At 35.8% G+C, this 12,899-nt stretch carries 14 protein-coding genes; 4 read left to right on the forward strand and 10 right to left on the reverse strand.

Going from position 1 to position 12,899, the window contains the following annotated elements; all coding sequences use genetic code 11:
• Positions 1-334: 334 nt before the first annotated feature.
• From X953_RS10715 to X953_RS10725, 3 genes are read right to left on the reverse strand one after another with little or no spacing between them, the layout of a single operon-like run.
• A complete protein-coding gene (locus tag X953_RS10715) occupies positions 335-754 on the reverse strand; it encodes a CoA-binding protein (RefSeq protein ID WP_040955563.1) in 420 nt (139 codons plus the stop codon).
• Positions 755-767: 13 nt separating this feature from the next.
• Entirely contained in the window at positions 768-2,294 is a 1,527-nt protein-coding gene (locus tag X953_RS10720; RefSeq protein ID WP_040955564.1) for an ABC transporter permease/substrate-binding protein, read from the reverse strand.
• Positions 2,291-3,352 carry an ABC transporter ATP-binding protein gene (locus X953_RS10725; protein ID WP_040955565.1) on the reverse strand — a complete coding sequence of 354 codons (1,062 nt, stop codon included), beginning with the start codon at positions 3,350-3,352 and terminating at the stop codon, positions 2,291-2,293. Before X953_RS10725 ends, X953_RS10720 begins: the two co-directional genes overlap by 4 nt.
• 169 nt (positions 3,353-3,521) lie before the next feature.
• Here X953_RS10725 and plsY point away from each other — a divergent pair, with 169 nt between their 5' ends.
• From plsY to yidD, 3 genes are all read left to right on the forward strand, one after another.
• Entirely contained in the window at positions 3,522-4,103 is a 582-nt protein-coding gene (plsY, locus tag X953_RS10730; RefSeq protein WP_040955566.1) for a glycerol-3-phosphate 1-O-acyltransferase PlsY, read from the forward strand.
• 84 nt (positions 4,104-4,187) lie between these two features.
• Positions 4,188-5,126 carry a GTP cyclohydrolase FolE2 gene (gene folE2 / locus X953_RS10735; protein ID WP_040955567.1) on the forward strand — a complete coding sequence of 313 codons (939 nt, stop codon included), beginning with the start codon at positions 4,188-4,190 and terminating at the stop codon, positions 5,124-5,126.
• 12 nt (positions 5,127-5,138) lie between these two features.
• Entirely contained in the window at positions 5,139-5,366 is a 228-nt protein-coding gene (gene yidD, locus X953_RS10740) for a membrane protein insertion efficiency factor YidD (RefSeq protein WP_040955568.1), read from the forward strand.
• Between the two features lie 70 nt (positions 5,367-5,436).
• Here yidD and X953_RS10745 read toward each other — a convergent pair whose 3' ends face one another.
• The 7 genes from X953_RS10745 to X953_RS10775 form a co-directional block, all read right to left on the reverse strand.
• The gene (locus X953_RS10745; protein WP_040955569.1) at positions 5,437-5,736 is read right to left on the reverse strand and encodes a hypothetical protein; all 300 of its coding nucleotides are present in this window, start codon (positions 5,734-5,736) and stop codon (positions 5,437-5,439) included.
• 2 nt (positions 5,737-5,738) lie between these two features.
• Positions 5,739-6,161, reverse strand: a complete 423-nt coding sequence (locus X953_RS10750; protein ID WP_040955570.1) for a thioesterase family protein — start codon at positions 6,159-6,161, stop codon at positions 5,739-5,741.
• A gap of 107 nt (positions 6,162-6,268) precedes the next feature.
• A complete protein-coding gene (gene tlp, locus X953_RS10755; protein WP_040955571.1) occupies positions 6,269-6,496 on the reverse strand; it encodes a small acid-soluble spore protein Tlp in 228 nt (75 codons plus the stop codon).
• 102 nt (positions 6,497-6,598) lie between these two features.
• Positions 6,599-6,742, reverse strand: coding sequence for an FbpB family small basic protein (locus X953_RS20395; protein ID WP_369792742.1), 144 nt, complete (start codon positions 6,740-6,742; stop codon positions 6,599-6,601).
• A gap of 51 nt (positions 6,743-6,793) precedes the next feature.
• The gene (locus X953_RS10760; RefSeq protein WP_040955572.1) at positions 6,794-7,351 is read right to left on the reverse strand and encodes a peroxiredoxin; all 558 of its coding nucleotides are present in this window, start codon (positions 7,349-7,351) and stop codon (positions 6,794-6,796) included.
• A 749-nt stretch (positions 7,352-8,100) separates the two neighbouring features.
• Positions 8,101-10,812: an aconitate hydratase AcnA gene (gene acnA / locus X953_RS10770; protein ID WP_040955574.1), complete on the reverse strand. Its 2,712-nt coding sequence runs from the start codon at positions 10,810-10,812 to the stop codon at positions 8,101-8,103.
• 252 nt (positions 10,813-11,064) lie between these two features.
• Positions 11,065-12,156, reverse strand: a complete 1,092-nt coding sequence (locus X953_RS10775) for an ATP-binding protein (protein ID WP_040955575.1) — start codon at positions 12,154-12,156, stop codon at positions 11,065-11,067.
• 256 nt (positions 12,157-12,412) lie between these two features.
• Between X953_RS10775 and X953_RS10780 the strand changes: the two genes are divergently transcribed.
• On the forward strand, positions 12,413-12,889 hold the full coding sequence (locus tag X953_RS10780) for a DUF2621 family protein (protein WP_040955576.1): 477 nt from the start codon (positions 12,413-12,415) through the stop codon (positions 12,887-12,889).
• Positions 12,890-12,899: the final 10 nt, after the last annotated feature.

The raw sequence follows: 12,899 nt of genomic DNA on the forward strand, positions 1-12,899 counted from the left end.
ATCATCTACTCCTTTTTTATTTAAGCAAGGATCCTTTTTTCATTTATATTTTTCTTGTTTATAACATAATAGAACAAATGTTTGCATTTGTAAATATGGATGATTTATAACTAAGCTTTATTAGAGGCATGCTACTAAGTATACTATACATGAAAATAGCTTGTATAGAAGGAAAAAGCAATGAATTCTCTTATAAAATTAAAAACAGCTATTTTTGAGATTGAATAGAACGAACTAAAACTGAACAGGTTTAATCTAATAAAAATTCCCGCAACTTTAAGAGTTAGTCGAAAGAATAATAAAGGGATGACAATTAATGTCACCCCAAGAACTTTTATTTCCTTACTAATACAGCATGTAAAACTTTGATACACATATCCATAATCACTGTAAAATCTCTTTCTGTCAAATAATCATATGCTTCCTCGTTTACAATTCCCTGTTGGGCCCAAAATACGCGACAATCCGTTTTTGCTGCTTCTTTCGCAATACCTGGTAAAAATTCCGGCCTTCTAAAAACATTAATGATATCCACTTTTTCGGGAATATCTGTTATAGAAGGATATGCCTTTTCACCCAAAACTTCATCTACCGTAGGATTAACCGGGATAACACGATAACCTTCTTCCTGCATAATCTTGGAAATCTGGTAGGATGTTCTTCGCGGGTTATCTGACAACCCAACAACTGCAATTGTTTTTGCCGTCTCGAGAATTTCCTTTATCGTTTCCCTGGTGGGATTCTCCCAACTCATAATATACCTCCTTCTACTTATCCAAAAGATTTTTATCCAATAAGAAGTCTTTAGCTACCTTACTAGGAGATTGATCTTCATAATCTACTTTGTAATTCATCTTTCTCATCTCTTCATCACTGATCTTACCAGCAAGTTGATTTAATATTTCTTTTAGTTCAGGATATTTATCTAGCGTCTCATTTCTCATTAATGGAGCACCTTGATATGGAGGAAAGAGATTCTCAGGATCTTTTAGAGTTACTAAGTCTAATTCTATCATATAACTATCTGTCGCATAAGCATCAATGATATCTACATTACCGTTTGCAAGTGCATCTTGTCGAATACCAGGCTCCATTGTTTTTACTTTTGCAATGTCCAAGTTGTATAACTCTTGCATTCCTACATAGCCATCATATCTATCTTTAAATTCAAGCGTAAAGCCGGCTGTAATTTTGTCTTCAATTTGCTTAAGGTCTCCAATTTCTTTCAAATTGTGCTTTTCCGCTAATTCCTTGGTCGTCGCTACAGCATAGGTATTATTAAATTTCATTGGCTGCAGAAAAGCCATATCATATTGTTGGTCCATTCCTTCTTTCGCTTGTTGGTACACTTCTTTGGGATCATTACTATTCGCTTCTGATTCCAAATGTGTAACAATAGCCGTACCAGTAAATTCCGGATAAATATCTATACTGCCGTTCTTCAAAGCTGTGAAGACAAATGCGGTTTTACCAAGTCCAGGTTCAAGCTTCACAGATAAGTCGGATTCTTCCTCTATCAAATGCTTGTATATATTAATTAATATAGCAGGTTCAGATCCTAATTTACCACCAATTACAATATCTGTTTTTTTTGCACTATCTAAAAAGAAAGGAGTGGTTACAACAATCACTGCTATTATAAGCATGGCGATAAATGCCTTAAAGCCTGCTTTTTTTGAAACCTGTTCAAACCCTCTTAAAATAAAATCGAGCGCAATTGCAAGCAATGCAGCAGGAATTGCACCTAACAATATTAAGTTAACATCTGCTCCACGATCAATTCCCAATAAGATAAGTTCTCCCAAGCCACCTGCCCCAATTAAAGCAGCGATTGTTGTAGTTCCAACAATCAAAACCATAGACGTTCTAATACCGGCCATGATAACAGGCATAGCTATAGGGAGCTCAACTTTGGTTAGCCGTTTGAATGAGTTCATACCCATTCCCGTGGCAGCTTCAGTCAAAGCTGCATCTACTTCATTAATACCAGTATAAGTGTTCCTGAGAATAGGCAATAGCCCATATGTTGTCAAGGCAATAATTGCAGGTGTGGTACCTATTCCGAAAAAAGGAATTAGAAATGCCAGGACAGCAAGACTGGGTATTGTTTGCATAATAGCCGATATACCAATAATAGGCTCGGCAACTTTTCTATACCTTGTCAAAAGAATTCCAATAGGAACTGCAATGATTATGGCGATAACCAATGATAACAGAGAAATTTGCAAATGTTCCCAAATTGTTTCTATTAACATACCTTTTCTGCTTTGAAATACGGAGATGAATTCATTCATGAGTGAATCACTCCGTTTTCTATTTTTGTTTTACTTTTTAAATAATTGATAATCAATTTATAGCTTAATATACCAACTAATTTATCTCCCTTAACAACTGGAAGCTTATCTGTTGATTGAAGAGATTCTGTTGCTTTGTATAAAGGGATATCATTATCCAAGGTTTCCCCTTTGATTAGCTTACCGTCCTGAAGTGTACCTATATAAGTACCGTTTTCTTCCACAACAAAATATTTTCTCTGTTTATCATATTCTCCTTTTTCATATAATTCATGAAAGAGGATAACTTCATGATCCGGAACAGCTATTACATCAACAGCTGTTTGCCAAGGGGATTTACGCTCCCCAATAAAATCTTTCACAAATTCAGTAGCAGGGTGAAGAATCAGGTTCTGAGGTGTATCTACTTGAACAATTTCTCCGCCCTTCATTAAACAAACTTTATCTCCTAAAGCCATCGCTTCATCAATATCATGAGTTACAAACAGAATTGTTTTCTTTATTTCCCTTTGTAAACTGCGAATATCATCTTGCAACTGTTCCCTGCTAATCGGGTCAAGTGCACTAAAAGGTTCGTCCATTAAAATAATGTCTGGATCCGCTGCAAGAGCCCTAATAACTCCTATCCGCTGTTGCTGTCCTCCAGAGAGTTCCTGTGGCATTCGCTTTTTAAATGTGGTAGGATCTAAGCCAACCATTTGTAAAAGTTCCTCAGCTCTCTTATCAACATCCTTTCGCTTCCACTTTTTCATCTCGGGGACCACAGAGATATTCTCTCCAATCGTCATGTGGGGAAACAAGGCAATCTGCTGTAGAACGTAACCTATATTCCATCTTAACTCATGGATGTTATACTCTTTAATATTTTTATTATTTATGTAAATTTCTCCTAAAGTAGGTTCAATTAAACGATTGACCATTTTCATTGTAGTTGTTTTTCCACAACCACTTGGCCCTATAAGCGTAACTATTTCCCCTTCTTCAATATGTAATGAAAAATCTTTTACTGCTTCTGTTCCATCTGAATATGTTTTATTCACTTTCTTAAACTCAATCATATTTTTCTTCCCTTCTTTAGGGTTACTTTTTCTATTAATTCACATACCCTTTTTCTTTAATGTGAAACCTTTCAAATATTTTAATGGAATTTATAGTACTTTCTAACCCATCTTCATGCTAAAATATATACAATGCCCTTGGACAATACTCAAGAAAGTGGGAATTACAATGGAATACATATTATTTGCTATTATTGCATACCTTTTAGGTTCTATCCCTTCCGCATTAGTAGTAGGGAAACTAGGATATAATATTGATATCCGCCAACACGGAAGTGGAAATCTTGGAGCCACGAATACATTCCGCGTGTTGGGGATGAAAGCTGGTATAATAGTTACCTTATCCGATATTTTAAAAGGGACTGCAGCCACATTGCTGCCACTGCTGGCAGATGCAGGTGTGTATCGCTTAATTATTGGCTTATTCGCAGTTTTGGGACATACCTACCCTATTTTTGCTCGGTTTAAAGGTGGAAAGGCAGTTGCTACGTCAGCAGGGATTATTTTAGGAATTAATCCTTTACTGTTTGTTATCATGATTGCCACCTTTTTGCTAACACTATATATATCCAAATATGTCTCTTTATCATCTATGATCACAGGGATTGTTACAATTATTGTTTCTGCATTATTTCAAGATATTGGTCTTATCATTGTAACATCTATCTTGACTATTTTTGTGTTTTACCGACATAAAGCAAATATTAAACGGATTAAAGATAAAACAGAACCAAAAATTACTTGGATGTAATGAAAGCATTCAAACTAAAAAATTGAATAAAACCTATACGTACAGTATACTTTGACTATCTACACAGAGAAAGGGGACCATGTTATGGGCAACACAAAGACATTCCCGTCGAGAAAATTACCAAACAAAGAAGAACGTCATAAATTATTTGGTTCTGTAACTCCTGTCTTAAAAACAAAACCAATCGAAAAAAGTGAAATGGCAGATTTACAGAACACAAAAAAAGACTTTTTATTTGACCTGGATGCTGTTGGTGTAGCCAATGTAAAGCATCCTGTTACAATATACAGTAATCTAAAGCCGCTTGTACAAACAAGTGTAGGGAAAATTCAGTTCACTTCGAGTTTAAAAAACACGAGTAAAGGAACAAATATGAGTCGTTTCACTGAGCAGCTGGCTTATTACCATGAAAAGGGTTTTACAGCAGACTTCTCTACATTAAAGCAGTTTGTGAAGGAACTGACAGAACGCTTGGAGCAATCCGATGCCACCATAGAAATGGAATTTCCTTGGTTTTATGAACGAAAAGGTCCGCAAACTGAGCTTGCAGGAATGAACCATGCTAATGTATCCATGCGGGTTACCTATGATCAAATCAATGGGTTTTCGTTAGGTGCATCACTATCGGTATTTGTGACTACACTCTGTCCATGTTCTAAAGAGATAAGTGAATATAGTGCACATAACCAACGTGGCGAAGTTTCCATTGAAGTTGAACTGGACGATTTGGAATTTGATAATGTCGATGATTGGAAGCAAATGTTGCTAGAGGCTGCTGAAAGTAATGCCAGTTCCAGACTACACCCTGTTCTTAAGCGACCAGATGAAAAAATGGTCACGGAACAAGCATATGAAAATCCTCGCTTTGTAGAGGATATGGTCCGTTTAGTGGCTGCTGATCTATACGAAATGGAACTGGTAACTAAATTTAAAGTGCAATGCCGTAACGAAGAATCTATTCACATGCATGATGCCATTGCTTCAATAACTTATGATAAAAACAGCATGACTTTCCCATCGTGAGGATAAATTAAAATGAAATTTTTATTTATAGGGCTAGTAAAATTTTATCGATCAGCCATCAGTCCTTTCACACCAGCATCATGCCGTTTTTATCCAACCTGCTCAGCATACAGTTTAGAAGCTTTTCAACGGTTTGGTGCATGGAAAGGTCTTTTCTTATCTATAAAAAGGATTAGTAAATGTCATCCATTTCATTCAGGTGGTGTAGACCTCGTACCAGAAAAAAAGAAGAATAAGTAAGTGTTATGTAAAAGAGCTAAACGAAAGGAATATACTCCTTGTTTAGCTCTTTTACATGCTAGAATACCAATCAAAGGTTAAATCTATTTAACTGCTCCCATTGTCCTTCCTTCGTTAATACTTCCTTCTGTTTTTCTCCAAACAAATCAAAGTGTGGATAGTTTTTATCCATATGTAACCATTCAGGTAGCAGACCGTATTTCCTGCCCCATACAACAAGCTTTTCAACATCCTGACACCCAACCTTTGTAACGGTGTAGCAGCCTGGAAAACGATCATCCATCCAATAATGTGTTAAAATAGCTATTTCTCCATTAGAAACCTCTTTTTTCCATGCTAATAATTCGTCTTTTTTAACACCAAAGGCCATTTTTATTCTTCCTTTACCTGTTTTTGATATGCTTTATGCCAATCGGGAAAGGTTTTTTTTAGAGATAATGGACGGAAATTCTCTTTATTAACTATTACGTGCTCTGTAGTTCCTTCTACTGAAACTACTCCATCACTATCGTAAATTTTATAACCATACACAGTTCTTATTCCTGTATATTTTTCAAGCCATGTCTCTACTATTGCTTGCTCTCCGTATCGAATGGGTTTAATGAATTTCACTTTCGCATCAGTTACCGGGGAGACCACATTATACTTCTCCATTTCAGCATATTTAAAACCTAATTGTTCAATATATTTTGTTCTGCCTATCTCAAACCAAACCAAATAGTTTGCATGGTAAACAACGCCCATTTGATCTGTTTCTTGGTATCTTACCTCAATAGGTGTTCTCACTTTTAACATTTTAATCCCCCTCACTTTAATACATTGCATATCGTAACATACTTTCAGTTAAATCGCTTTTATCTAAAAAAAAGAAAGGAATCTCAGTATAGAGATCCCTTTATAAATTACTCATTATTGTAGTTGTATTCATCCTTAATCTCTGCTCTCATTCCTTCAATTGATTGTTCACGACGTTTATTTTTTTCTAGAATTTTTTGTTTCTCTTCTCCGGAACTTAACTTCATAGTCTCATGCGCTTCCTCTATATTTTCAATTGTATCTTGCACCATGCTTTGTAGTTTTTCAACATTATCACTTCGATCATCAGGTTTTGGTTTGTAGTCTTTAGTCAACGTATATTCTCCTTTCAATTTAATTAATGTTATTATTTGTTTGCAGGTACTGTTTATACACAAAAAACTCTTCCATTTTCTAACGGAAGAGTTTTCTCTTTCTTACTTTTTGTATACAGTTTGATGCATTCTTTGCTCCCATTTACGCTCAAGTTGTTCCATGAGCATCTTGTCCTTTAGTATATGTTGTCGATTTTCTGCTAAAAGTTCTTCAAAGGTAACTTTTCGTTTTAAAGAAATGGCAATTCACTCCTTTTTAAATAAAAGTATTGCCACTTCTTAGAAAATATATAACATCTACTCTAATGTCTCTAACGTTTCTTGCATGTATTCATACGACATTGGCCCTACTTTTCTCTCTTTTTGAATTTTACCATCTGTTCCAATAAAGTAAGTAGTAGGTACTGTAAAGGCTCTATATGTTTCACCTACTTGAGAATTTTTATCAAGTAAAATCGGATATGTATAATTGTATTTACCAATAAATTTCTGCACATCAGATTCTTTTGTTTCAGACCCAGTTAAATTAACCGCAATAATGTTAATCTTATCTCCAAAGTCTTCGTGAAATTGTTGCATTTCTGGCATCTCTTCACGGCAAGGCGGACACCAGGTTGCCCAAAAATTTAAAATGACCTTTTCACCTCGCAAGTCGGATAATTTAAGCTTCTTTCCCTTCAATGTTTCCAGCTCAAAATCGGGAGCCATCTGCCCAGGTTCTAGTCCTGCACTCTCTGGAGGTGCAATCATCCCGCCCTTGTTTTCTGTTTCTTCTGCATTTTCCTTAACTATATTAAAAATTACAATACCAGCTAAGACTAGAAGCAAAGTTATTCCTATCCATTTTTTAACCATTTTTTAAGCTCCTTAAGCACTATATATTGTAAATGGTAGACCGATTGTAGTTGTTTGTAAAGTGGAAAATGAATTGTTCGAAAAAAGTTCATTAAAAAGGTTTTGTTAACTTTTGCCTCCGCTAAAGTTTATTTTTTGGCTAAAAATAGTTTTATTTTATATTTTACATACAATAATTTACTCTTGGAGCAGCTTAAATGTTATCTATTACATACATAGCAGGAGAAAACTGCGACGTAGTGAAAACTTATTTCCCAATTAATATAAAATAGCTAAATAACACCGCTACGGAAAAATACTGCGCTTTCCGGGGGCGGCTGATGAGCCTCCTCATGCTACGCTTTCCGGGTTCTCACCGATGCCTCATCTCCCCCAGGAGTCTCCGTATTTTTCCTTCGCTACTATTTACTATTATACCTTGGAAGAAAAATTGCGTCTGCATACCCCAGAATATGCTGTGTACGAATTGATTGGAGCGGTAGGGGGCGACTCCTGCCGGAATAGCATGAGCTGAAGACCCTGCACGAAGCGTAGCGGAGGAAGCGGCTGAAGCCATGCCGGCGGAAAGCGTCCCCCTGCAGTGGAAATCAATGGGTCCATTCATCTCCTTAAAATGAGATAAACTACTACCAAGTTACGTCGGAGTTTATCTATTTTCCGAATTAATGGATAGCCTCAACATATATTTTAGAGTACAAAAAATAAATCCCTTCTACCCTAAAATAGTAGAAGAGATTTATTGTTATAACTTAAACTTCAAGCTTGTTACGTAATACCATTTGTAAGATTCCACCATGACGGTAATAATCAATCTCTACATCACTATCAAAACGAGCAACAGCATCAAATGTAGTTGACTTACCCTCTTCATCCACAGCAGTGACTTTTACCAAATCATGTGGTTTTACATCTTCATTAACTTCAACAGTAAAGCTTTCTTTACCAGTTAAACCTAACTTTTCAGCACTGTCACCTTTTACAAATTGTAAAGGTAATACTCCCATCATTACAAGGTTGGAACGATGAATTCGCTCAAAACTTTCAGCGATTACAGTTTTGATGCCTAATAGGTTAGTTCCTTTGGCTGCCCAGTCACGAGATGATCCCATGCCATAATCTTTTCCGCCAATTACGATCAAGCCTGTGCCATCCTGTTGATACTTCATAGCAGCATCATATATCGGCATAACTTCTTCTGTTGGCCAATATGTTGTATATCCACCCTCTGTACCTGGAGCTAAAAGGTTGCGGATACGGATATTTGCGAACGTACCGCGCATCATAACTTCATGGTTACCTCGTCGAGAACCATAGGAGTTAAAGTTTCGTGGAGAAACTCCTTTATCCTGGAGATATTTGCCTGCAGGCATATCTTTGGCAATTGCTCCAGCAGGTGAAATATGGTCAGTTGTTACAGAATCACCAAACTTACCAATAGCTCTTAAGTTATTCAATGGTTCTACCGTACCAGCATTCTTGGAAAGCCCTTCAAAGAATGGTGGATTTTGAATGTAAGTGGAATCCTCATCCCATTCAAATAAAGGTTCATCTGTTGTATCAATCTCATTCCATTTTTCATTGGATTGGAAAACATTTTCATATTCTTTTCGGAATATTTCAGGTGTTACAACCTTTTCCACTTGATCCTTAATTTCTTCCATTGTTGGCCAGATATCATTCATATAAACTGCATTTCCATCTTTATCTTTACCAAGTGGCTCTTTAGAAAGATCTACATCAACTGTCCCAGCTAACGCGTATGCAACTACTAATGGTGGAGATGCAAGGTAATTAGCTTTTACGAGTGGGTGAATACGTCCTTCAAAGTTTCGGTTACCAGATAATACAGAAGAAACAGTTAGGTCACTTTTCATAATTGCCTGTTCAATTTCTTCACGTAAAGGTCCTGAGTTACCGATACAAGTAGTACATCCATATCCTACTAAGTTAAAGCCCAGCTGATCAAGGAAAGGCATTAATCCGGAATCCTCAAGGTAACGTGTAACAACTTTTGAACCAGGTGCTAAAGATGTTTTTACGTAGTCTGGTACCTGTAAGCCTTTTTCTACTGCTTTTTTAGCTAATAATCCAGCCCCAAGCATAACATAAGGGTTGGAAGTGTTTGTACAAGAGGTGATAGCTGCAATAGCTAGAGCTCCTGTTTTCATTAAGGAAGTACTTCCATTTGGATGTTCCACAGTTACCTCTTTATCAAATTCAGATTTATCCATACCAAACCCTTGGTTACCTTCTGGAGCGGTTATTGCTTTGTTGAACTCTTTCTTCATATCAGATAAAGCAATTAAATCCTGTGGACGTTTTGGACCGGAAAGGTTAGGTTCCAATTCAGATAAATTAATCTCAACTAACTCCGTATATTCCGGATCTTCCTGATCTGCAGAATACCACAAGTCATTTGCCTTACAATATTGTTCTACTAAATCAATTTGCTCTTTGTCACGACCGGTTAGACGTAGATAGTTTAAAGACTCTTCATCCACCGGGAAGAAACCACAAGTAGCTCCATACTCTGGTGCCATGTTGGAAATAGTTGCACGGTCGGCAAGTGGCATATCTTTTAATCCAGGCCCAAAATATTCTACAAATTTACCAACAACATTTTTCTCACGTAGTACTTGAGTAACTTTCAATGCTAAGTCAGTTGCTGTCGTTCCATTTGGGAAGCTCCCAGTAAATTTAACTCCAATAACTTCCGGTGCTGGGAAGTATGATGGCTGGCCAAGCATTCCTGCTTCTGCTTCGATACCGCCTACACCCCAACCAAGAACACCTAGACCGTTAATCATCGTCGTATGAGAATCAGTCCCTACAAGTGTGTCAGGGAAAGCATCATATTCTCCATCTTCATTTTCCAACCCATGTACCACGTTAGCAATATACTCCAGGTTAACCTGGTGTACAATACCTGTAGCTGGTGGAACAGCACGATAGTTTTCAAACGCCTTTTGGGCCCAGTTTAAAAATTCATAACGCTCTGCGTTTCTCTCAAATTCTAAGTCCATGTTCGCTTGTAAAGCATTTGGTGTGCCATATTGATCAACTTGCACGGAATGGTCAATTACCAAGTCCACAGGAACTTCCGGATTAATTTTGTCGGGTTCGCCACCCATATCGACCATTGCTTTTCTTAAGGATGCCAAATCTACTACAGCAGGAACTCCCGTGAAGTCCTGTAAAATTACCCTGGAAGGTTTAAAAGGTACATCGACACCTTTTCCTTCTTCTGTACCCCATTTAGATAGCCTTTGTACATGTTCATCTTTAATTTGATGACCATCATGCTGACGTACAAGAGACTCTAAAAGTACACGAATGGAAAAAGGCAGGCGTGAAACTTTCCCTAATCCAGCTTCTTCTAATGCTTTTAAATGATAATAGTTATACGTTTTCCCATTTAACTCAAACTGTTTTTTTGCATGAAACGTATTATTCGCTCCCATAATGCAAACCCCTTTCTTTCTTTTGTAGCAGGTTATTAATCATGTATCAACCTATCCACATTTCAAACATTGAGCTTTTTCTACAAATCTTTTATTCTAGTATAGATAAAGCCTTCTTTTTCTATCTTATAGGAAACATTAAAATAAAACAATATTATAGACACTGTCAATATATATTAAAATCTTATGTAAAGTGATAACAAATACTTATACGAAAACAATAGTTATAAAATAAATAGTTATAAATTGCAGTTACTTCACCGGAAATATAATATGAAACGTGCTTCCTCTATCTTTATTTTGTGTGATATCCAAAATTGCTTTGTGCTGTTCCAAAATCTGCTTGGAGATCATCAAACCCAGACCGGTACCTGCCTGCTTCGTTGTAAAAAACGGCTCGCCTATTTTATTTATAAGATCAGATGGGATGCCTCCGCCTTCATCGATGACACGAATAATTATGGATTCGTTATTAACTTCTAACCTGATGGTAATTTTTCCAGGTTGGTCCATCGCCTCAATTCCATTTTTTACTAAATTAAGGATAACTTGTTTAATTTGTGATCGATCACAATATACAAAAGCAGTTTCTTCACTCTCGAACTCCAATTGGATCCCTTTCAATTTAGCTTGAGGGTTCATAAGCATTACTACATCTTCAATCATCTCATTAATAGCTTCTGTTCTTTTATTATCCGTTAAAGGCTTAGAAATAAATAATAGTTCAGTAGTTATGGCTTCCATTTTTTCAATTTCTTCCAACATGATTTGATAATATTCTTCTTTACTTGTTAGTCCTGCTTGTAACAATTGTAAAAATCCTTTTAAGGAGGTTAATGGATTTCTAATTTCATGAGCTATTCCTGCAGCCAATTGTCCTGCAACTGACATCTTTTCGGATCTAATCATCATTTCTTCTGATTCTTTCTTATCTGTTATATCTCTGAGCGTAGATATAAAATAAACTTCATCTTTATCTATTAACCTTTCTATAGTACACTCAAACATAATATAAATCCCCTTATCGTTTAACACGTTAATTGAAAAACTTTGGGCAGGAGCATCATGATTAAAATTCTTTTTAATAAATGAAGCGTCTACAGTTGACATTTTCTCATACCATTTTTCCCCTACCAACTTTTCAACAGAAAAACCTAATATTCTTTCTATTGATTCTGATAAGAAAATGAATCTGCCTTCCTTATTAAGAACCAAGATAATATCATAACTATTTTTATCCACCCAGGACAACATAGCTGGCGTTAATGATGATAATTTAAGAAAATTTTCATTATGAAGGTAACTACCCCCTTGATTCACAACCCTATCATTATCTGGTCTCATCTATATACCCCCTTAATAGTGTCATTTTTTATCATTTTAACCCTATACTCTCTCAACTATATGATATCTTTCTCTTATGTATGTCTCTTGTCTGTTAAACTTTTTACTATTATAATATAAATAGACCATTACTAATTATAACTTGTCAATTATTAGTAATATACTATAAGTATTAAAAAAAATAAAATTTACTTTTTGTGGTAATCAATTGAATTTTGGAAAAATAACTTATAATGAATAGAATAAGGGTGAAATCATGTCGGTAATTTTTGATTACTTAATTATAGCTTGGGGATTTATAATGATTGGTTTAATGGGAATTGGTGGGTTTTTTATGTTTCGTAAGTTTCTTAAACGATTGCCTAAAGAAGATGGCAAGTCAATGATGGACTGGGAAGAATACTATATGGAACAATCCAAACATATGTGGGAAGATGATGAAAAAAAGTTGCTTGAAGAATTAGTTTCACCTGTGCCTGAATTGTTTAGAGATGTAGCCAGACATAAAATTGCCAGTAAAATTGGAGAAGTAGCTCTTAACAAAAATATGGAAAAAATTAATCAAGATGTATTAATTCAAGGATATATACTAGCAACTCCTAAGCGTGATCATAAGTTTTTACGAAATAAATTAGACCAGAAAAATATAGATGTTAGACCATATGAGCAATTCTTTGACCAATCTCAAAGTGATTATTCAGTTGAATGGGAAGAACGATACAAAAAAAATTAAAGCGTCTAAC

Origin of the sequence: Virgibacillus sp. SK37, assembly GCF_000725285.1 — a bacterium.
Lineage (GTDB): Bacteria > Bacillota > Bacilli > Bacillales > Amphibacillaceae > Virgibacillus_Q.